The 20,269-nt window shown below is 66.8% G+C and carries 18 protein-coding genes; 13 read left to right on the top strand and 5 right to left on the bottom strand.

Features of this window, described 5'->3' with window-relative positions:
* Positions 1 to 138 precede the first annotated feature (138 nt).
* The 4 genes from DQP58_RS01480 (at position 139) to DQP58_RS01465 (ending at position 3,844) form a co-directional block, all read left to right on the top strand.
* Entirely contained in the window at positions 139 to 657 is a 519-nt protein-coding gene (locus DQP58_RS01480) for a phenolic acid decarboxylase (RefSeq protein ID WP_112706743.1), read from the top strand.
* A gap of 110 nt (positions 658 to 767) precedes the next feature.
* Positions 768 to 1,907, top strand: coding sequence for a thiolase family protein (locus tag DQP58_RS01475; protein WP_112706742.1), 1,140 nt, complete (start codon positions 768 to 770; stop codon positions 1,905 to 1,907).
* Between the two features lie 7 nt (positions 1,908 to 1,914).
* Positions 1,915 to 2,802 (top strand): methylmalonyl Co-A mutase-associated GTPase MeaB, encoded by an 888-nt coding sequence (meaB, locus tag DQP58_RS01470; protein WP_112706741.1) that lies wholly within the window; start codon positions 1,915 to 1,917, stop codon positions 2,800 to 2,802.
* A gap of 142 nt (positions 2,803 to 2,944) precedes the next feature.
* Positions 2,945 to 3,844 (top strand): thiamine pyrophosphate-dependent enzyme, encoded by a 900-nt coding sequence (locus tag DQP58_RS01465; RefSeq protein ID WP_205869305.1) that lies wholly within the window; start codon positions 2,945 to 2,947, stop codon positions 3,842 to 3,844.
* On the opposite strand, the gene DQP58_RS01460 is transcribed toward DQP58_RS01465, so the two are convergent.
* Positions 3,837 to 4,490, bottom strand: a complete 654-nt coding sequence (locus tag DQP58_RS01460; RefSeq protein WP_112706740.1) for a response regulator — start codon at positions 4,488 to 4,490, stop codon at positions 3,837 to 3,839. The two genes, DQP58_RS01465 and DQP58_RS01460, sit on opposite strands and share 8 nt — an antisense overlap.
* Before the next feature lie 113 nt (positions 4,491 to 4,603).
* Here DQP58_RS01460 and DQP58_RS01455 point away from each other — a divergent pair, with 113 nt between their 5' ends.
* Complete coding sequence (locus tag DQP58_RS01455; protein ID WP_112706793.1) at positions 4,604 to 5,824, top strand: sensor histidine kinase; 1,221 nt, start codon at positions 4,604 to 4,606, stop codon at positions 5,822 to 5,824.
* 370 nt (positions 5,825 to 6,194) lie between these two features.
* Here the strand turns inward: DQP58_RS01455 and DQP58_RS01450 are convergent, their stop codons facing one another.
* The 3 genes from DQP58_RS01450 to DQP58_RS01440 are packed head-to-tail and all read right to left on the bottom strand — an operon-like array spanning position 6,195 to position 9,271.
* Entirely contained in the window at positions 6,195 to 6,938 is a 744-nt protein-coding gene (locus DQP58_RS01450) for a class I SAM-dependent methyltransferase (RefSeq protein WP_112706739.1), read from the bottom strand.
* Between the two features lie 12 nt (positions 6,939 to 6,950).
* Positions 6,951 to 8,567, bottom strand: coding sequence for an FAD-dependent oxidoreductase (locus DQP58_RS01445; RefSeq protein ID WP_112706738.1), 1,617 nt, complete (start codon positions 8,565 to 8,567; stop codon positions 6,951 to 6,953).
* Positions 8,568 to 8,593: 26 nt separating this feature from the next.
* Positions 8,594 to 9,271 carry an IclR family transcriptional regulator gene (locus tag DQP58_RS01440; RefSeq protein WP_112706737.1) on the bottom strand — a complete coding sequence of 226 codons (678 nt, stop codon included), beginning with the start codon at positions 9,269 to 9,271 and terminating at the stop codon, positions 8,594 to 8,596.
* Positions 9,272 to 9,397: 126 nt separating this feature from the next.
* On the opposite strand from DQP58_RS01440, the gene DQP58_RS01435 reads away from it, so the two are divergent.
* The 8 genes from DQP58_RS01435 to DQP58_RS01400 are packed head-to-tail and all read left to right on the top strand — an operon-like array spanning position 9,398 to position 18,530.
* Positions 9,398 to 10,261: an alpha/beta fold hydrolase gene (locus DQP58_RS01435; RefSeq protein WP_112706736.1), complete on the top strand. Its 864-nt coding sequence runs from the start codon at positions 9,398 to 9,400 to the stop codon at positions 10,259 to 10,261.
* Positions 10,261 to 11,982, top strand: coding sequence for a bifunctional 3-(3-hydroxy-phenyl)propionate/3-hydroxycinnamic acid hydroxylase (locus DQP58_RS01430; protein WP_112706735.1), 1,722 nt, complete (start codon positions 10,261 to 10,263; stop codon positions 11,980 to 11,982). The genes DQP58_RS01435 and DQP58_RS01430 overlap by 1 nt, the downstream gene beginning before the upstream one ends.
* Positions 11,930 to 12,847: a 3-carboxyethylcatechol 2,3-dioxygenase gene (locus tag DQP58_RS01425; RefSeq protein WP_240629507.1), complete on the top strand. Its 918-nt coding sequence runs from the start codon at positions 11,930 to 11,932 to the stop codon at positions 12,845 to 12,847. Before DQP58_RS01430 ends, DQP58_RS01425 begins: the two co-directional genes overlap by 53 nt.
* Positions 12,844 to 14,583 carry an FAD-binding protein gene (locus DQP58_RS01420; RefSeq protein WP_112706733.1) on the top strand — a complete coding sequence of 580 codons (1,740 nt, stop codon included), beginning with the start codon at positions 12,844 to 12,846 and terminating at the stop codon, positions 14,581 to 14,583. The genes DQP58_RS01425 and DQP58_RS01420 overlap by 4 nt, the downstream gene beginning before the upstream one ends.
* Before the next feature lie 2 nt (positions 14,584 to 14,585).
* On the top strand, positions 14,586 to 15,887 hold the full coding sequence (locus tag DQP58_RS01415; RefSeq protein WP_112706732.1) for an LLM class flavin-dependent oxidoreductase: 1,302 nt from the start codon (positions 14,586 to 14,588) through the stop codon (positions 15,885 to 15,887).
* Positions 15,888 to 15,910: 23 nt separating this feature from the next.
* Positions 15,911 to 16,738 carry a coniferyl-alcohol dehydrogenase gene (locus DQP58_RS01410; RefSeq protein WP_112706731.1) on the top strand — a complete coding sequence of 276 codons (828 nt, stop codon included), beginning with the start codon at positions 15,911 to 15,913 and terminating at the stop codon, positions 16,736 to 16,738.
* A complete protein-coding gene (locus DQP58_RS01405; protein WP_112706730.1) occupies positions 16,726 to 17,715 on the top strand; it encodes a cyclase family protein in 990 nt (329 codons plus the stop codon). The genes DQP58_RS01410 and DQP58_RS01405 overlap by 13 nt, the downstream gene beginning before the upstream one ends.
* A complete protein-coding gene (locus DQP58_RS01400; RefSeq protein ID WP_112706729.1) occupies positions 17,715 to 18,530 on the top strand; it encodes an alpha/beta fold hydrolase in 816 nt (271 codons plus the stop codon). The genes DQP58_RS01405 and DQP58_RS01400 overlap by 1 nt, the downstream gene beginning before the upstream one ends.
* 3 nt (positions 18,531 to 18,533) lie before the next feature.
* On the opposite strand, the gene DQP58_RS01395 is transcribed toward DQP58_RS01400, so the two are convergent.
* Positions 18,534 to 20,138: a multicopper oxidase family protein gene (locus DQP58_RS01395; RefSeq protein ID WP_112706728.1), complete on the bottom strand. Its 1,605-nt coding sequence runs from the start codon at positions 20,136 to 20,138 to the stop codon at positions 18,534 to 18,536.
* Positions 20,139 to 20,269 lie beyond the last annotated feature (131 nt).

The following is a 20,269-nucleotide window of genomic DNA, read 5'->3' as shown; positions in this document are numbered from 1 at the left end:
CGGCATACCGCTATGGCCGATACTGTCGAAGGACAGTGCAGGAACCTCGACGTTGACGGGCGTGGTTGCCGCAGCAGCCCGCGTTCCCGGCAGGATTTCCCAGTGCAGAAGCTGCAGCCCAAACGGGGAGGTACGGCAATGACGAATGTTGACAATCCCATTCCCGCGCAAGACCTTTCGGGAATCGTCGGGCACCGCTTCATCTACACCTACGCCAACGGTTGGCAATACGAGATGTACGTCAAGAATGCCCACACCATCGACTACCGGATCCACTCCGGGCACGTCGGCGGCCGCTGGGTCAAAGGCCAGCACGTCGACCTCGTCCAACTCGACGATGACAACTTCAAACTGTCGTGGTCCGAACCCACCGGCACCTGCGTGGCCGTCAACGTCCTGCCCGCCAAACGCCGCGTTCACGGGGTCATCTTCTTTCCCCAGTGGATCCGGCAGCACGGTGAGCGCACGGTCTGCTTCCAGAACGAACACCTGGATGAGATGCGGGCCTACCGGGATCAAGGCCCGACCTACCCGATCTACGAGGTCCCGGAATTCGCCTACATCACCCTGTTCGAATACGTCGGTGCCGACGACGAGAGCGTCATCGACACCGGTCCCGAACATCTGCCGGCGGGATGGTCCGACCGCACCAACTGATCGGCGGGCGCTTGTTGCGACTCACACTCTCGCAATGAGAGAATACGATTCTCACTAAATGCGGGCGCCTCTGCGGGCCCGTACCCGCTGGCTGAACTGGAGAACGACCCGTGTCTGAAGCCGTCATCGTGTCCGCCCTGCGCACCCCCATCGGCACCGCTCGCAAGGGCACGCTGCGCGACACCAGTGCATTCGACCTGGCCCACCACGTCGTCTGCGAGGCCGCCAAGGATTTGGACCCGACGCAGGTCGACGACGTGATCCTGGGCGAGGGTCTCTACGGCGGGGGCGTGCTCGCCCGCCACGCCGCCGTCACCGCAGGGCTGACGCAGGTGCCTGGATTGGCCAACAACCGGCACTGCGCGGCGGGGCAGGCGGCCGTGCAGACCGCGGCCGCCGGCGTGCGCGCGGGCATGGACCAGCTCGTCATCGCCGGGGGCGTGAACTCGGCGTCGACGTCACCCAGGTCGCGGATGCAGGTGGACGGCGAGTGGGTCGACTGGTTTCCGCCGACCCACCCGGACCGGCCCGACGCCCCCAACATGGACATGTCGATCACCGTGGGCTGGAATGCCGCGGTCAAGGCCGAGGTGAGTCGCGAGGAGATGGACGCCTGGGCGCTGCGCTCACACCGCAACGCCATCGCCGCCATTGACGAAGGCCGCTTCAAAGAGGAGATCGTGCCGATCGAAACGCCGCACGGGTTGTTCGCGGTCGACGAGCACCCGCGCCGGGACACCAGCATGGAGAAGCTGGCCGCGCTCAAGCCGCTGCACCCAGAAATCAAGGGCTTCTCGATCACCGCCGGCAATGCCTGCGGCGCCAACGACGGCGCCGCGGTGCTGACGATCGCCAGCGACCGGCTCGGGCTGCCCGCGCTGGCCACCATCCGATCCTGGGCATCCGTCGGCGTCGACCCCGCGATCACCGGCCTGGCGCCGGTGGAAGCGATACCGAAAGCCCTTAAGCGAGGCGGACTTTCGATCGCGGACGTGGACCTGTTCGAGATCAACGAAGCGTTCGCCGCGATGTGCGTGGCCACCATCAAGCTGCTCGAGCTCGACCCCGACAAGGTCAACGTCAGCGGCAGCGGTTGCTCGCTGGGCCACCCCGTCGCGGCCACCGGCGCCCGGATGCTGGTCACCCTGGTGCACGAATTGCGCCGCCGCGGCGGTGGCATCGGCGTCGCGGCGATGTGTGCGGGCGGCGGGATGGGCTCGGCGACGGTGATTGAGGTCGCGGCTCCATAATGCGTACATGATCATCGCTGACCTGATTGCCCGCGCGCGCAATGGATCTCCCCGCGCGGCCGGTCGGCTGCTCAGCCTGGTCGAGGGCGATCAGCGCGACGAGGTCTTGGCGAGTATCGGGTCGTCGCCGGGCGGCATGGGCCCGGTCGTCGGCATCACCGGCCCCCCGGGGGCGGGAAAGTCGACGACGGTCGCCGCGCTGGTCGGTGCCTACCGCAAACGCGGTTCCCGGGTGGCGGTGTTGGCGGTGGACCCCTCGTCCCCGTTCAGTGGGGGTGCGCTGCTGGGTGATCGAATTCGGATGGCCGCCCATATCAACGACTCCGACGTCCTGATCCGTTCGGTGGCCACCCGTGGGCACCTTGGCGGCCTGGCCGCCGCGGTTCCGGCGGCCATCCGGCTGTTGGGGGCGATCGGCTATGACGTCGTCCTGCTGGAGACGGTGGGGGTGGGCCAGTCCGAGATCGAGATCGCCGCCGTCGCCGACCCGACGGTCGTCATCCTCAATCCCGGTGCGGGAGACGCGGTTCAGGCCGCCAAGGCGGGCGTGCTGGAAGTCGCCGACATCGTGGCGGTCAATAAGGCGGACCGCGACGGTGCCGAACAGACGGTTCGGGACCTGCGGGCCGAAACCAGTGCCCCGATCGTCTCCCTGATCGCCGCCCGGGGCGAGGGCATCGACGACCTGATGGCTGCCATCGAGGACCATCGCCGCACCGACAGCCGCGCCCGCCGGCTGGCGCGGGCGCGGGCGCAGATTTTGTCCCTCGCGCAGACCAGGCTGCGGACCCAGCCGGATCTCGACCGGCTCGCCGAGGCGGTCGTCGACGGCAACCAGGACCCCTACACGGCCGCCGATCAGCTGATCACACCTCCCCCACGCCGGACCGACTGAGCCCGGTTGTCCCCCAATCGGGGGAACGGGCATTCATCACGTTTGCGGGCCGATCGGCGGAGGTGGCACGCGCGCAATCGCCCTACGTTGAGGTCGTGTTCGACGCGGCGGCCACCTCGGCCATCGAGTTAGGAGATCCGGCATGACGCACACCCCCCAGGCCTCGGCAGCGCTCGACCGTCATGACCACCTGGAGCTGTATCGGCGAATGTGGGTACTGCGACTGCTCGACATGGCGTTGGAGGAGCTTGAGGTCGACGGCCTGATCGACGACGCCACGCGAACCGAATTCGGCCAAGAGGCGGTGGCGATCGGCGCGGTTGCGGCTCTGCGGCCCGGCGATCTCGTCAACGCCACCACCCAGCAATTCCGGCACGCCCAGCAGGTCGGCCTGACCCTTCCCCTAGGCCCGGCCATCGCCGACATCATCGGCCCGCGGCGCCGTGTCGGCGCCGGGGTCGCTGACTGGAAACGGTCGCTGGCCAACGAAAGCGCTCTTGGTCAATCGACTATGTTCGCGCTGGGTGACGCCAACACGCAGCGCCTGACCGGCGAGGGCAACGTCAGTTTGTGCGTCGTTAGAGGCCGCGACACCCACTCCGTCGAGTTCACCACGGCCGCAAAGATTGCCGTGCAATGGCGGCTGCCGGTGGTGTTCGTCGTGGAAAATATCCGCGGTGGAACGAACGCGCGCCGGCGCGCCTACGAATTCGACGCGATGCCCATGCTGTCGGTCGATGGCAGGGACGTTGTGGCGGTGGCCGACTCGGTCGCCGAAGCGGTGCACCGCGCGAGCGCCGGTGACGGCCCCGCCCTGGTCGAGGCGATCACCTATCAGACGAACCACCCCATTGCCGTGGACCCGTTGGTCTTCGCACGCCGCCAGCTGATCGCGGCCGGCGGCAGCGGCGATCACCTGTGCGAGGTGGAACGGGGGGCACGCCACCTGATCGCCGAGGCCATCGCCTCCGCCAAAGCAGTGGTGCGGGCGCGGCAGATCACGTCCACGCCCAAGCCGAATCCCTGGTCGGCCGCTAGCTGAGCAGACCTTGCCGCATTGCCTCGGCGACGGCGGCCGCGCGATCGCCGACGCCGAGCTTCTCGTAGAGGCGTTGCACGTGCGTTTTGACCGTCGACGGGGCCACGAAGAGCTCACCGGCGATCGCGGGGATGCTTTGACCGCGGGCGATCCGGTTGAGCACCTCACGCTCGCGCGCACTGAGCACGGGTGCCGACGGCTCCGCACGCTGCCGGATCTCTGCGGCAAGGCCACCGACGAGCGCCGGTGCGAGCACGTCGCGGCCCTGCGCGCAGTCGAGCACGGCCTTGACGATCTCGCTGCGCGTCGAGTCCTTGAGCACGAACCCGGCGGCGCCCTGTTGCAACGCCTGGTACACGATCGCCGACTCGTCGTGCGCGGAGATCAGCAGCACCCGGGTGCACAACCCCTGCGTTCGTACCGCCGCCGCCACCTGGGCGCCGTCCAAGCCGGGCATCCGGTAGTCGAGCAACGCGACGTCGGGCACGTGCGATCTGATCAATTCCAATGCGGCAGAGCCGTCTTCCGCCTCACCGACGACGTTCACCGAACCACTCGACGACAGGGCCCGCACCACGCCCTCGCGAAAAAGTGGGTGGTCATCGCCGACGACCACGCGCACCTTTTCCGGGGTAGCCGCGCCGACCATGGTGACGAGTCTAGCGGTTTGCCGAGCAGCGACGTTCGCGTTCTCCGGACGGCACGATGAGTCATTTTCCCGTTTGCTTCGGGGGGACGGACGCGGATGAGTACGGTGATCGGGTGGCGGTAGCCGGTGACGCAGAGCTGGAGCGGGTGCGCACGGTTCACCAGTTGCGCTCGTACCGCATCGGCTCGGTACTGCGCATCGGAGTGGTCGGCCTCATGGTCGCGGCCATGATCATCGGCACCAGCCGATCGGAGTGGCCGCAGGAAAGCGTCCTGATCGTCCTGTACGCACTCGTCGCGCTTTGTGCATTAGGGCTGGCTTTCGCACCTTTCCGACGATGGATCGGGATGGGCCGACTGGTCGCGATCGGCCGGCTGGAGCCGTTTGCGTTCACCGTCATCGACATCGTCGCGCTGACGGTCTTTCAGCTGTTGTCCACCAACGGGATCTACCCGCTGCTGATCATGGCCATGCTGCCCGTCCTTTTGGGGCTGGACGTCTCCTCGCGCCGAGCGGCGGCGGTGCTGATCTTCTCCATGCTCGGGTTCGCCATTGCCGTGCTGCAGGATCCGGTGATGTCGAGCGCGGTTAGGTTGGCCGAGGCGGGGTTTCGGTTCCTGCTCTATGCATTCCTTTGTTGCGCAGCCTTTCTGGTGGTGCGCATCGAGGAGCGCCACACTCGCTCGGTGGCCGGATTGAGCGCGCTGCGGGAGGAGTTGCTGGCCCAGACGATGAACGCCTCCGACGAGGCAGCGCGCCGGATCTCGGAATTCATTCACGACGGGCCGCTGCAAGACATCCTGGCGGTGCGCCAGGAGCTCGTCGAATTGGACGCGGCGTTCGAGGGCGACGATCGTGTGGGCCGGGCGCTGGGGGGCTTGCAGCTGGCCTCGGAACGGCTGCGGCAGGCCACTTTCGAGCTGCATCCGGCGGTGCTCGAGCAGGTCGGGCTGGGCGCCGCCGTGCAGCAGCTCGCCGAGTTCACCGCGCAGCGTTCTGGCATCGACATCACCACCGACATCGACTACTCGGGGCGCCGCGACATCGACGCCGTCGTGTTCGGGGCGGTGCGCGAGTTACTGTCCAACGTGGTCCAGCACGCTCGGGCCCGGCACGCGACGGTCATGCTCGGGGTCACCGACCGGACCTGTGTTTTGCATGTGGTCGACGACGGTGTGGGGTTGCGCCAGGAGACGGTGGCGCGGCGGCTGGGCGAAGGGCACATCGGGCTGGCATCGCATCGGGCTCGGGTGGAAGCCGCCGGGGGAGCCCTGATGTTTCTCGATGCCCCGGTGGGAACCCATGTCTGCGTCGAAGTGCCGTTGAGGAATTAACGACACACTCGCGGGTATGCACCTCGCCGGGAGGTAGCCATGCAGCAAGAATAGTCAGCGCACCACGCGACCACAGACCAACCCACGCCCGACGAACAGCGCAACATCAATGTCGTTCGTGAATATATGGAGATTTCGTACACTCCCGGCCGCGCGAGCGCAGCAGCAGTCGCGCACCTGTGCGGGCCGAACAACCGATTCAGCGCACCGACCACCTTCCCGGACGTCCACACGCTCGAGCGGCACTGGCGCCTAGCGCGAAAAGCGTTGCTGTCGTGCAGTTGACCGTCGGCTATCGATCATCACCCGGTATGCGGTGAGCCTTCATCTGCGCTATCACCGGCGCTAGCACAGATGAGACTCGCCTGTCTCAGCCGTCGTCGGTGATGAGGAGGCGGTAGCCGGCATCGAAGTGTTGGCGTTCAAGCAATTCCGCGTGTGCCTGCTGCCATCGTCCGGATTCCAGGTCGGCCGCCAGCCGGGCCAGCCCCGTGGCCAGGGAGTCCCCATCCGCGTACGCCAGCATCGAAATGCCGGCGCGGACCGTGGGATCAAGATAGGCGTGGGGTCGGCGCCAAAAGGCCGCACCGAATCCGTCGGTGCAGTCGTGCGGGATGGGCACGGTCTGCACCTGCGCACCTCCCAGCAGCTCCACGAGGCGCTCGATCGGTACATACAGCGCCTGGTTGATCCGAGCGGCATCGGGCAAGTATTCAGTCAGTAACCAGTAGTTTTCAATCACCGACTGATCCCATGTCAGCACCACGATCCGGTGGCGGGTGACTCGGCGCAATTCGCTGATCCCGGCGGCGAGATCACCCCAGTGATGCACGGTCAGCATCGCCATTGCCGCGTCAACGCATTTGTCCCGCAGGGGCATAGCCTCCGCCAATGCCTGCACGCACGGCGCAGAGCCCGGTGGACGTTGAGCGATCATCACCATGCTGGGCTCCACCGCGACGACCGTTTGCGCCGGTTCATACGATCCCGTGCCGGCCCCGACGTTGACGACGGTGCCCATCGCGGCGAGCGCGGCCTGCACCTGCGAACCGATTCGCGGGTCGGGTCGGCGAGTGCTGCGATAGCTGGCACCGATCCGGTCGTAGGCGACCATCGAGAGAAACCCCTATTTCAGGTCGACCGACTTTCCGGTGGCGGCCGCGTGGCCGGCACGGTAGCCGAAAACCATTGCCGGGCCAAGTGTTCCGCCGGCACCACCGTAGGCCCGCCCGGTCACGCCGCCCATCGCGTTGCCCGCGGCGAAAAGACCCGGTATCGGCTCGCCACCGACGTGCAGGACGCGGGCGTCGTGATCGGTGCGCGGGCCGCCCTTGGTGCCCATTGCGCCGATGCTCACCGGCACCGCGTAGAAGGGCGCGGTGTCGATGGGGCCCAGGGTCTTACCGGCCGGGGTGGTCGCGCTGTCGTCGCCCCAGTAGCCGTCGTAGGCGCTCGAGCCGCGACCGAAGTCGGGGTCTGCGCCGGCGGCTACATGACGGTTCCAGCTCTCGACGGTGTGGGCCAGCCCGTCGGCGTCGATACTGGTCTTGGCGGCCAACTCGGCGAGGTCTGCCGACTCGCAGAACCAGTCCGGGACGGGCTGTCCCGGTTCGATACCGAGAAACCCATAGCGCTGCAGGTGAATCGAATCGAACACCATCCACCCGCGGTCGTTGACGTAGCCGCCGCGAGGGTCCAGGTAATGAAAGGCGCCGGCCATCGAGTTGTAATCACACGCCTCGTTGACGAAGCGGCGGCCGGCCGAGTTGACGATGATGCTGCGCGGCCGCGTCCTCTCCAATCGCACGCTGCGGCTGCGGGGCTTGCCCTCGATGGTGTCGCCCGGGATCTGCACGATCGGCACCCACCACGCTTCGCCCATGTTGGCCAGGTCGGCGCCCCGCTCCATCGCCATGCGCAAGCCGTCACCGGTGTTGTTGGGCGGAGAGACCGCCCCGTGCATGGGGCCACGTAGAAAGGCTTGTGTCAGAGCCGGATCCCACTCGAAGCCGCCGGTGCCCAGGATGACGCCGTGCCGGGCGCGAACACTGATCGTCCGATCCGCCAGGGCCACGCGCACCCCGGTGACTTCTGCGCCGTCGGCGATGAGGCCTTCGGCGCGGGCATTGGTGTGTGGGGTCACCCCCGCGTCCAGCAGGCCCGTGAGCAGTCCCGCGATCAGCGCGGTGCCGGCCACGCACAGATGGCTGGTTCGTTCGTCGATCGCCGCGTGCAGGCGCGCCCTGGTCTCGGCGTCGAACCCGACGTTGGACCAGTCGGCCGGGAAAGACGTGATGCGAGTTGCCCATTCGCCCAACTGAGCCAGGTCGAAGGGGGCGGCGCTCAGCGACCTGCCACCGGCCGGTTGTCCGCCCGGTAGCTCGGGACGATAGTCGGGAAAGCCGGTGGCGATCTCGAACTGAAGACCGCTGTGCGCCTCGATGAAGTCGAGCATCGCCGGGCCGGTGCGCACGAACGTTTCCACCAGCTCGTCGTCCATCGAACCGAGCGACTGCGCGCGCAGATATCGCAACGCGTCGGCCGGGGTCAATTCGCCGTCCGGAGAACGGTTGTGGGCGGGGATCCACACGATGCCACCCGACACGGCCGTGGTCCCGCCGACGGTCAAGGCCTTTTCGTAAACCTCCACCGAGGCACCCGCCACGGCTGCGGTCAGCGCGGCCGTAAGGCCGGCGCCACCACTGCCGAGCACGACGACATCGGCTTCGTGGTCCCATGACATGGACTGCTATCCCTTCAGCTCAGTGGCTAGCTCAGGAGCTCGGCCAACTGCTTGGCGGCTTTCACGACCGCGTCCTTCCCGCGCATCACCACGTCTTCTCGGTGTGAGATGAGGTTGATGCAGGTCGGTGGCGAGGGCGCCGGGCGGCGCACCCCGACGGCCAGGCCGTAGGTGTTCGGTTCGATCTCGCCGTAGGTCGTCACCCAACCACGTTCGCGCGCACGGGAAACCAGCTCCCGTTCGCCCGGGCGCGGAGGCATGCACGCGAGCAAGGCGATCCCGGCCGCGCCGCGGTCCAGCGGATATCGGCTGCCTTCGTGAAACGAGAGCTGGTAGGCGACGTGGCTGGGCACGATCACCGCGATCGCCACCTGCTGGTCGCCTTCGGCGATGAGCAGCGACACGGTCGTGCCGAGCTCGTCGGCCAGCGCGCGCAGCGTCGGCAGACTCACCTGGCGCACATTGCGGTCGAAGGAAGCCCCGAGTACGGCCAGGCCCGCCGCTGGACGGTAGCGGCCGTCCTCTCCCTTGGCCACCAGCCGGAATTCGGCCAACGTCGTGAGCAGCCGGTAGGCGATGGTGCGGTGCACCCCGACCTGGTCCGCGAGCTGCTGCACCGTCAACCCGCTGGGCGAGTCCGCCACCATCTGCAGCGCGGTCAGGCCCCTGGCCAGGGTCTGCGAACCGGTACCGGAGCCCGTCACAGCCTTGACAGACCTTCCCGTGAGAGCGAAGCTCTATATATAACGCACATTATTGTGCGATATTAGCACACATGGTAAGCCGAAAACGAGAACGAGATTTCCCCGATCTGGAGGCCGGACAGCACCGTGGCGGAGTTCGAGAGCATCTGGAGCGATCTGCAGGGCGTCGCGTTTGAGCAGGGCTACCTCGACGCCGGAGGAGTGCGGACGCGCTACCTGCGAGCCGGCGATCCCGGGAAGCCGGTCCTGATCTTGTTGCACGGATCCGGCGGACATGCCGAGGCCTATGTGCGCAACCTGGCTGCGCACGCCGAGCATTTCTGGACCTGGTCGATCGACATGCTCGGCCACGGATACACCGACAAGCCGGGCCACCCACTCGAAGTCGCCCACTACGTCGAGCACCTGATGACCGTGCTGCGCACCATCGGTGTCGACCGCGCCTACCTCAGCGGGGAATCGCTCGGCGGCTGGGTGGCCGCGCGCGCCGCCATCGATCACCCGGATGTGGTTGCGCGGCTTGTGCTTAACACCGCCGGCGGCTCCCAGGCCGATCCCGTGGTGATGCAACGGATCATCACGCTGTCCATGGCGGCCGCCGAGGACCCGACCTGGGAAACGGTGCAGGCGCGCATCAAATGGCTGATGGCCGACAAGTCCAGGGGCTACGACGACCTGGTCGCCAGCCGCCAGCGCGTGTATCGCCAGCCGGGGTTCGTCTCGGCGATGAGCGACATCATGGCGCTGCAGGATCCCGAGATCCGGGCGCGCAACATCCTCGGCCCGGACGAATACGGCTCGATCGTCGCCCCGACGCTGGTGCTGTGGACCAGTGACGATCCGACCGCCGACGTCGCGGAGGGGCGTCGCATGGCGTCGATGATCCCGGGCGCCCGTTTCGAGGTGATGCCCGGTTGTGGCCACTGGCCGCAGTACGAGGACGCCAAGACCTTCAATCGCCTGCATCTCGATTTCCTGCTGGGCCGGTGATGGTCGCACCAAAGCGGGAGGTGGGTGACATCGAAACCGATGTCCTCGTCGTCGGCGCGGGCCCGGTCGGATTGACCCTGGCCAACATCCTTGGCCTGCAAGGCATCCGCACGATAGTGGTCGACGAGCGGGACACCCTCATCGACTATCCCCGCGGCGTCGGACTGGACGACGAGGCGTTGCGAACCTTCCAGTCGATCGGGCTCGCCGACCGGGTACTGCCGCACACGGTGCCCAATCAGATCCTGCGCTTCGTCGACGCCAAGCGCCGGGTGCTCGCCGAAATGGCCCCGCCGGACGCACGTTTCGGCTGGCCGAAACGAAACGGCTTCGTGCAACCCCTCGTCGACGCCGAATTGTTGGCGGGCTTGGACAGATTCGAGCACGTCCAGGTGCGTTGGGGACGCCCGATGACCGCATGCCAGGAAAGCGCCGACGGGGTGACCGTCGATCTCGGTGGCGGCGACTACGACGGCGACACCGCACGCCTGCGCGCCCGCTATGTGGTCGGGTGCGACGGCGGCCGCAGCATGACCCGCCGGGTGATGGGGGTGTCGTTCGACGGGACGACGTCATCGACGCGCTGGCTGGTGGTCGACATCGCCAACGACCCGCTTGGCCACCCGAACAGCGAGGTCGGTGCCGACCCCGAACGCCCGTACGCCTCGATCTCGATCGCCCACGGAATTCGCCGCTTCGAGTTCATGATTCACGCCGACGAGACCGACGAACAGGCCGAAGATCCGGCGTTCCTGACCCAGATGCTGGCCCGAATGGTGCCTCACCCCGACCGGGTCGACGTCATCCGGCGTCGCGTGTATACCCACCACTCGCGGATCGCCGGTGCGTTCCGGCGGGGCCGGCTGCTGCTGGCCGGCGACGCCGCCCACCTGATGCCGGTGTGGCAGGGGCAGGGTTACAACAGCGGGATCCGGGACGCGGCGAACCTCGGTTGGAAGCTCGCCGCGGTGGTGAGCGGGCGGGCCGACGACAAGCTGTTGGACAGCTACGACGTGGAACGCCGCAAGCACGCCCGCGCCATGATCGACCTGTCGACCATGGTGGGCCGGGTGATCTCCCCCACCAACCGCCGGGTGGCGAACGCGCGAGATCTCCTGATCCGGTCGGCGTCAATCGTGCCGTCGCTCAAGCGGTATGTGCTGGAGATGCGGTTCAAGCCGATGCCGCGTTATGAGCACGGAGCCGTCGTGCACGCCGCGCAGGGTCGTGCCGATTCGCCGGTGGGAACGCTGTTCATCCAACCGCGCGTCGACACCCGAGATCGGCAGGACGTGTTGCTCGACGACGTGCTCGGTTCGTGGTTCGCGGTGTTGTGCTGGAACAACAACCCCCGCAAAATCCTCGGCGATGTTGCGTTCGCGAACTGGAAAGCGTTGGGCGCGCGCTTCTTCGCGCTCCGACCGGCGACCCAGCTGCACTGGGCGGGGCACGACGACCCCGACGTCGTCGTGGTGGGTGATCGGCATGGCGGTCTCAAGTCCTGGTTCGACGCGCACTCCGAGTCGGTGCTGTTCCTGCGCCCCGACCGGTGCGTCGCGGGCGCCTGCATCGCTCAGCGCGCGCCGGACCTGAGCGCCGCGCTTATCGATGCGCTCACACTCACGCCGCGAGGGGGTGATTTGCAAAGTGGCACTGGCTCTGTGCTGTATGTCGCACAGCCCTCTCCTGAATCTTCCGGGGCCATCGCGGGACCTGCTTGATGGCATAGAGGGCGCAATCGCGCAAGCCCGGCGATTCGTCGAAGACTACGACCCCGAACTGGTCGTCAGTTTTTCCCCGGACCACTACAACGGCTTCTTCTACAAGGTGATGCCGCCATTCTGTATCGGCACCAGCGCCCGCGGAGTGGGGGACTACGGCACCCACGCCGGCCCGCTCAACGTGCCGGAAAACCTCGCGACCGACTGCGCGAAGGCGGTCCTCGACGCAGGCGTCGACGTCGCGGTATCGGCCAGCATGGACGTCGACCACGGAACGGTCCAGCCGCTGGAGAAGCTGTTCGGCGACGCCACCTCACGTCCGGTGATACCGATCTTCGTCAACGCCATCGGGGTACCGCTGGGCCCGATGCACCGTTGCCGCGCCCTGGGCGCCGCCGTCGGCAATTACCTTGCCACCCTGGACAAGCGGGTCCTAATCCTGGGATCTGGCGGGCTGTCGCACAGCCCGCCGGTGCCGAGCTTGGCGACCGCGCCCGCACCGGTGCTGGAGCGGATCGTGCACGGCCAGCCGATGACGTCCGAGCAGCGCCAGGCCCGGCAAGCCGCCGTCATCGACGCGGCCAAGAGCTTCGCCGCCGGCGACAGTGAGCTGCAGGCGCTCAACCCGGCGTGGGACCACCGCTTCCTGGAGATCATCGACGGGGGATGGCTGAGCGAATTGGATGGATGGTCGAACTCGTTCGTCGCTCACGAGGGCGGCAGCTCCGCGCAGGAGATCCGCACGTGGGTAGCGGCATTCGCGGCGCTGGAAGCGGCGGGGCCCTACGAAACCATCGGGCGTTACTACAAACCCGCGCCCGAACTGATCGCTGGTTTCGCCATCAGAACGGCACTTCCGCAATGACGGCGGCCTCGGACGGTTTCGATCACGTCGTCGACGTACTCATCGTCGGATCCGGCGGTGGCGGCATGACGGCCGCACTGACGGCCCAGGCGGCCGGACTCGACGCGTTGGTGGTCGAAAAGTCATCGCACTTCGGCGGTTCCACCGCTCTGTCCGGCGGTGGCATCTGGGTCCCCGGTGCCCCAGCGCAGCGGCGGGCGGGCTATGCGCCCTCGCCCGAGGGCGTCGTGGAATACCTCAAACAGATCACCGACGGCCTGGTCAGCGAGGCACGATTACGGCAGTACGTCGAGACGGCGCCACAGATGCTGCAGTTCTTGGAGCAACTGTCCGGATGGTTCGAATTCGTCTGGAAGCCCGGCTATGCCGACTACTATCCCGAGTTGCCCGGGGGCTCCGAACTGGGCAGCACCATCAACGTGCCGCCCATCGACTTGCGGATGTTGGGCGCCGACGAGCGGAAGCTGCTGCAGCCGCTGGCGCTGGCCCCGAGGGGAATCTGGCTGGGCCCCAAGGAACTGCGCACGTTCTACCGCATCAGGCAGTCATGGGCGGGCAAGGGTGTGCTGCTCAAATTGATTTCGCGGATGGTCCGGGCCCGGGTGGTCGGCGAGCGGATGGCCGCCATCGGTCAGTCGCTGGCGGCGCGGCTCCGGCTGGCGCTGCGGGAACGCGGCATCCCGCTGTGGCTGGACTCGCCGATGGTGCGACTGCTCACCGACTCCGACGGGGCGGTCACCGGAGCGGTGGTGGAGCGCGAGGGCGACACACAGCGCGTCGGCGCACGCATGGGCGTCATCCTGGCGTCGGGGGGATTCGACCACGACCTGGCGTGGCGCAAAGAACTTCTGCCCGAGGTGGACCAGGACTGGAGCTTCGGCAATCCCGCGGCGATGGGCGACGGTATCCGCGCCGGCCAACAGATCGGCGCCGCAACGGATTTGCTGGACGAAGCCTGGTGGTTCCCGGCGATCCAGTGGCCGGACGGCCGGATGCAGTTCATGCTCAACGAGCGGATGATGCCGGCCCAATTCATCGTCAACGGTGCGGGCAAGCGCTTCATCAACGAGGCGGCTCCCTACATGGACTTCGGCCACGCCATGATCGAGGGTCAGAGGTCCGGCGTCACCCACATCCCATGCTGGCTGATCACCGACCACAGATCGTTCAATCGCTACGTCGTCGGTGGACACCTGCCCATACCGAAAATTCCCGGGGCACCGGTGCCCACCGGCCGCAAGATCCCACCGGCTTGGCTGGAATCCGGTGTGGTCAAGGCGGCCATGTCATGGGACGAGATGGCGGCCAAGATCGGCGTGCCCGCAGACCAGCTGACCGAAACCGCCCGCCGCTTCAACGAACTCGCCCGCAAGGGACACGACGACGATTTCAACCGCGGCGACAGCGTGTACGACAACTATTACGGCGACCACACCCTGCCCAACCCGAACCTCTACCCCCTCGGCGATCCGCCGTACTACGCGTTCCGGATCGTGCTCGGCGACCTGGGCACCTCGGGCGGCCTCCTGACCGACGAGCACGCCCGCGTGCTGCGGACCGATGGCACGGTGGTGCCCGGCCTCTACGCGGTGGGTAACACCTCCGCACCGGTGATGGGCCGCAGTTACGCCGGTGCCGGGGCGACCATCGGCCCAGCCATGACCTTCGGCTACGTCGCGGCGAAACACGTTGCGGCACAGGCAGCCAATCGAGCCGCTAATACTCATAGGAGGTAACGATGAAAATTTCGCTGTTCTACGAATTCGCCCTGCCGCGGCCCTGGGCGCCCGATGACGAACACGTCCTGCTGCAGGACTGTCTGAACGAGGTCGAGGCCGCCGATAAGGCGGGCTTTTCCACCGTGTGGCTGACCGAGCATCACTTCCTCGAGGAGTACTGCCACTCGACGGCCCCGGAGATCTTCCTGGCCGCGGCCAGCCAGCGGACCAAGAACATCCGGCTGGGGTTCGGCATCATGCACCTGCCGCCGGTGGTCAATCACCCCGCGCGGGTGGCCGAGCGCATCGCCACGCTCGACCTGCTGTCCAACGGCCGCGTCGAATTCGGCACCGGGGAATCGTCGTCGGTCGGTGAGCTCGGCGGATTCAACATCGACCCCGCGGACAAGCGGGCGCAGTGGGAAGAGGCCCTCGAGGTCTCGATCCGCTGCATGATCGAAGAGCCGTTCACCGGGTTCAACGGCGAGCACGTCCAGATGCCAGCGCGCAACGTCGTCCCCAAGCCGCTGCAAAAGCCGCACCCGCCGGTGTGGGTCGCCTGCACGCGGCCGGCCAGCGTGCAGATGGCAGCGCAAAAGGCCATCGGCGCTTTGAGTTTCGCCTACACCGGTCCCGGTCCGCTGACCGAGCGGGTGAATGGCTACTACAAGGAGTTCGAGGAGAACGGCGTTCCGGTCACCCCCCGCATCAACCCGAACATCCTGGCCATCGGCGGCGACCTGTCGATGATGGTCGCCAAGACCGATGAGCAAGCCCTGCAGCGGCTCGGACAGGGCGGCGGATTCTTCTCGTTCGGAATCATGCACTACTACATGACGGGGGTGCACACGCCGGGGCGCACCGGGGTGTGGCAGCGCTATCTCGAAGAGGTGGAAAAAGATCCGACGCTGGCGTACGGCCCCGGCCGGGGTGCGATCGGATCTCCGGCCACGGTGCGCGAGTTCCTGCGCGGCTACGAAGAAAGCGGCGTCGACGAGATCATCCTGCTGCTCAACCCGCGCAGCCACGAGGGCACCATGGAATCCATCGAGCTGATGGGCTCCGAGGTGCTTCCCGAGTTCATCGAGCGCGACGCGAAGGCCGTGGCGGAAAAGGCGAAGCGGCTGGAGCCCGTAATCGAGAAAGTGGAGTCGCGCCGCCCGAAATCGACCGCACCGCAATTCGACGAGGATTACTCGTTTGGTGGCCTCCCGACTGGCCGCGGCGGTAAGTTCACCGCCAGTGAGATCCCCGAAGCCATGGCGGAGATCAACGAAGGCCGCGTGCAGGCGGCGCAGCGCGCGAAGGAACAGCAGAAGTAAACCGGAGAATTTCGAGGCGAGCCTTGGGAGCAATCGACGAGCTGTGGCGCTACGACGGTCGCCGTGCGGTGGTCACCGGATATGCCTCCGGCATCGGCGAACACGTGGTGCGGCAGCTCAGCGAGCTCGGGGCCGAAGTCATCGGCCTGGACAAGCGACGGCCGGACTTCGCGATCGACGGGTTCCACGAGGTCGACCTGGCCGATCGGACATCGATCGAGTCGGCGGTAGCCGACGTGACCGGTCCGGTCGACGCGTTGTTCAACGTTGCCGGCGTGTCGTCCGGGATCGGCGACCCGCTGCTCGTGGTGACCGTCAACTTCCTGGGGACGCGCCATCTCACCGAGGCGCTGATACCGAAGATGTCCGCGGGGTCGTCCATCGTGAGCGTGTCATCGCTCGCGGCGGCGGCCTACCGGGAGCACCTGCGGGAGGTGGCGCCGCTGCTGCATACGGCGACGATGCAGGAGGGCATCGACTGGTGCCGTGAGCATCCCGACGTGCTGGGTACCGGCTATCAGTTGTCCAAGGAAGCGATCATCCTGTACACCATGCGCAGCGCCGCGCCACTGGGCGCGCGGGGAATCCGCATCAACTGCACGGGTCCCGGCGTGACCGAGACGCCGATCCTGGACCAGCTGCGCACCGCCTACGGGCAGGGCTTTCTCGACGACATCCCCAAGCCGCTGGGTCGCGTTTCCGAACCCGCCGAGCAGGCCTCGGTCCTGATCTTCCTGAATAGCGATGCCGCCAGCTATATTTCGGGCCAGGTGTTGTGGGTGGACGGCGGAAACGTGGGCGCCGCGATCGCGGGCGAACTCGAGGAAGGGCGTGCTCCGTGGCCAGTGTGACCGACTTTCGCCGGGCCGCTCGCGATGTCAGTAACTGGGGCCGCTGGGGCGATGACGACGAGCTCGGCACGCTGAACTTCATCACCTCCGAAAAGATCGCCCAGGCAGCGAGTTTGGTCCGACACGGCAACGTGTTTCCGCTCGGGGTGGACTTCGGGTCGTCGGGGCCGCAGGGCGCCTTCGGTTTTCGGCACAATCCCATTCACGTGATGACGGTGGATGGCGGTGATGCCAGCACGCTTGCTCACTACGGCCCGGATTGGGACCGCAATCCCACGGCGGCGCAGATGGGTCCGTACTTCGTCGACAACTTGTTCAGGTTCAACGACGACATGATCATCATGCCGCTGCAGGCGGCCACCCAGTGGGATGCGCTGTCGCACGTCTACTACGACGACAAGCTCTACAACGGGATCCCGGCGGGGTCGGTGACCAGCCTCGGGGCCCGCCACCTCGGCATCGAGAAGGTTGACGGCAAGGGCATCACCTCGCGCGGTGTCCTGCTTGATGTGGTGCGCCATCGCGGCGCGGAGGTCTTCCTGGAGCATGGAAAACCCATCACTCCGGCGGAATTGGACGACGTCGTCCGCTCCCAGGGCGTGACGATCGGGCGCGGCGACATCCTGCTCATTCGCACTGGCTGGTGGACTAGGTTCCTGCAGTCGGGTAACAAGACCGAACCGTATTCCGGCCTGGACTGGCAGTGCGCCCAGTGGCTGCACGATCACGAGATCGCCGCGGTCGCGTCCGACAACCTCCAGGTCGAAGACCCGGTGTCCGGGGTCGACGGCGTGTTCTTGCCCTTCCACCTGTTGACGCTGCGCGACATGGGCCTGATGCTCGGCGAGTATTGGGACCTCACGGCACTGGCCGCCGACTGCGCCGCCGACGGTGTGTACGAGTTTCAACTCATCGCACCGCCCCTGAGATTCGTTGGGGCAGTGGGCTCACCGGTGAACCCGATCGCGATCAAGTGATGCAGCGAAAAACGCTGTCGGTCGACGGGCTGACCACCAGCTATCTGGAAGCCGGCGACGGCGACCCGGTGGTACTGCTGCACGGTGGTGAGTTCGGCGCCGGCGCCGAACTGGGGTGGGAACGCAACTTCGCCGCGCTGTCGGCACGATATCGGGTCTTGGCGCCCGACCAGCTGGGATTCGGGCAATCCGCGAAGGTCATCGATTTCGTCGACGGCCGCGGCATGCGGATCCGGCATGTGGCACGGTTTTGCGAATTGCTCGGTGTCGACTCGGCGCACTTCGTCGGCAATTCGATGGGCGCCATCAATCTGCTCACCGATGCCACGTCGGACACCCCGCTACTGCCGATTCGCAGCTTGGCGATCATCTGCGGCGGCGGAGAAATCCAGCAGAACCGGCATTTCGAGGCGCTGCAGAACTATGACGCCACGCTGCCGGCGATGCGCCGCATCGTCGAGGCGTTGTTCTTCGACCCCGGCTATCCCGATGACGACGACTACGTGCGGCGTCGTTACGAGTCGAGCACCGCGCCGGGGGCGTGGGAAGCCATCGCCGCGGCCAGGTTTCGCCGCCCCGGAGCCACGCCGTCGGCGACGCCATCGAGCGCACGAGCCTACGAGCGCATCGGCGTGCCCACGCTGGTCGTCGAAGGGGGAGGCGACAAACTCCTTCCGGCCGGTTGGGCCGCCGAGATCGCAAAGCATGTCGACGGCGCCCGCTCGGTGGTGGTCGACAAGGCCGGACACTGCCCTCAGATCGAGCAGGCCTCGGTGGTAAACCAGTTGCTGCTGGATTTCCTGGGCGCGGTCTGAACGTCAGAAGACGTAGTCCAGGCGGGTCATCATACCCGCTACTTGGTGATAGGTGTTGTGGCAGTGCATCATCCAGGTGCCGGGATTGTCGGCGACGAGCACGGCGACGAGCTTCTGTTTGGGCAGCACCATGACGGTGTCTTTGCGGGCGCCCGGGCTCCCGTCGGCCTTGATCACCTGGAATGTGTGCCCATGCAGGTGGATCGGGTGATACATCATCGTCGCGTTGTCGAACGTGATGGTCGGCCGTTGCCCCTGTTGCACGTGCAGCGGATTCGTCTTGCCGTAGGGCTGTCCGTTGATCGTCCAGTTGTATTGCGTCATGTTGCCGCCCAGGACCACCGGAAGATTGAGCCGGGGGTCCGGGCGGCCAAGGTTGACCGGCGTTGTCGCGGTGAACATCTCAACGGTGCCCACCCGCTTGGTGAGTTCGGCGGGTTGAAACTGCGGGTCGGGTGCGCTGCCGGCCCCGGTGGAAAGCACTGCGCGGGCCAGGCCGTTCTTGCCTTCGGCGACCGCGACCAACGGGAAGACGCCGTCTGCGGCGGTCACGGTGACGTCGTACCGTTCGGCCATGCCGATCAGCAGGGCGTCGACCTGGGCGGGCACCACGGGGTAGCCGTCGGTGTGAGTCACCGTCATCGTGTGACCGGCCAATGCCACCCGGAAGGTGGTGTCGGAGGCGGTGTTGATGAAGCGAATGCGGATGCGCTGGCCGGGTTTGGCATTAAGGGTCATGGGCGACGCGGGAATTCGCCCGTTGGCCAGATAGTACGGGTAGGCGATGTCTCCGGCGTCACCGCCAAGGAGGTCGCTGGTGCCGACGCCCGCCGCCGGAGGCGGGGGCGCGGCGCTCGTCGAGGTTGTCGGGCTGGTCGACGTCGTCTCCGACGCCGACGAACTTGTCTCCGTCGTCGTGGTCGTCGGCGTCGTCTCGGGCGCGTTCTGCGGAGGCTTGTTCGGGTTGCTCAGTTCGCTGTAGAGCTGCTGGGGACTCTTTCCGGCGCCGTCGGTCCAATCATCGAGGACGACGATCCACTCGGCGTCGTAGTTGCCCTCGGTCGGGTCGTCGACGATGACCGGCAGATACAGACCGGTGTCCTCGTCGAGGCCGGTGTGCGGATGTGCCCAGTAGGTCCCGGAATTCGGCACCGAGAACCGGTAGGTGAAATCTTGGCCGGCCGCGATGTTGGGGGTGGCCGGCTCGGCGCCGTCCATGTCGTTGCGTAGGGCGATGCCGTGCCAATGCACCGACGTCGGATGGTCGAGTCGGTTGGACACCGTCACCTCGACCTCGTCGCCGATGCTGGCGCGGATCACCGGGCCGGGGATGCCGTTGCCGAAGGCCAGCGTGCGGACGATCGGTCCACCCAGGTCGACCTGGACCTGCTGGGCCGTCAGCTTGGCGGTGACGGTGCGGCCGCTATGCGGTCGGGCGGCCTCGGTTTCGGCGATGGCCGCTGACATCCGGGCACTGCCCGACGGCTCGGGCTTGGTTTGACTGCACGCCGTCAGCGCCATCCCGCCGGCGATGCCGGCGGCCATGAAACCGCGCCTGGAGAGCCGAGTTCTGTCGAAGGGCACGCCGCTGGTCGGTTGCACGGGCAATGGGTGCTCCTCGTCTTTGGCTCGCCCCAACGTTCTCGTGCATGGATGCTAGGCGGAGCGCAACGGCCGGCGCTAGACCTTTCGCTTATCGGGCGTGTGTTCGGGCATGCCCGAACAGCGCCGCAGCGGGT

It is taken from the genome of Mycobacterium colombiense, assembly GCF_003284975.1.
Lineage (GTDB): Bacteria > Actinomycetota > Actinomycetes > Mycobacteriales > Mycobacteriaceae > Mycobacterium > Mycobacterium europaeum_A.
The sequence above is the reverse complement of the archived record's forward strand: the minus strand, read 5'-3'. Positions and strand labels throughout refer to the sequence as shown.

Excerpts from the sequence above, each read along its gene's own strand:
- DQP58_RS01480 (WP_112706743.1), top strand. The coding sequence starts at position 139 with ATGACGAATGTTGACAATCCCATTCCCGCGCAAGACCTTTCGGGAATC.
- meaB (WP_112706741.1), top strand. The coding sequence starts at position 1,915 with ATGATCATCGCTGACCTGATTGCCCGCGCGCGCAATGGATCTCCCCGC.
- DQP58_RS01465 (WP_205869305.1), top strand. The coding sequence starts at position 2,945 with ATGACGCACACCCCCCAGGCCTCGGCAGCGCTCGACCGTCATGACCAC.
- DQP58_RS01460 (WP_112706740.1), bottom strand. The coding sequence starts at position 4,490 with ATGGTCGGCGCGGCTACCCCGGAAAAGGTGCGCGTGGTCGTCGGCGAT.
- DQP58_RS01450 (WP_112706739.1), bottom strand. The coding sequence starts at position 6,938 with ATGGTCGCCTACGACCGGATCGGTGCCAGCTATCGCAGCACTCGCCGA.
- DQP58_RS01445 (WP_112706738.1), bottom strand. The coding sequence starts at position 8,567 with ATGTCATGGGACCACGAAGCCGATGTCGTCGTGCTCGGCAGTGGTGGC.
- DQP58_RS01430 (WP_112706735.1), top strand. The coding sequence starts at position 10,261 with ATGGTCGCACCAAAGCGGGAGGTGGGTGACATCGAAACCGATGTCCTC.
- DQP58_RS01425 (WP_240629507.1), top strand. The coding sequence starts at position 11,930 with ATGTCGCACAGCCCTCTCCTGAATCTTCCGGGGCCATCGCGGGACCTG.
- DQP58_RS01420 (WP_112706733.1), top strand. The coding sequence starts at position 12,844 with ATGACGGCGGCCTCGGACGGTTTCGATCACGTCGTCGACGTACTCATC.
- DQP58_RS01415 (WP_112706732.1), top strand. The coding sequence starts at position 14,586 with ATGAAAATTTCGCTGTTCTACGAATTCGCCCTGCCGCGGCCCTGGGCG.
- DQP58_RS01400 (WP_112706729.1), top strand. The coding sequence starts at position 17,715 with ATGCAGCGAAAAACGCTGTCGGTCGACGGGCTGACCACCAGCTATCTG.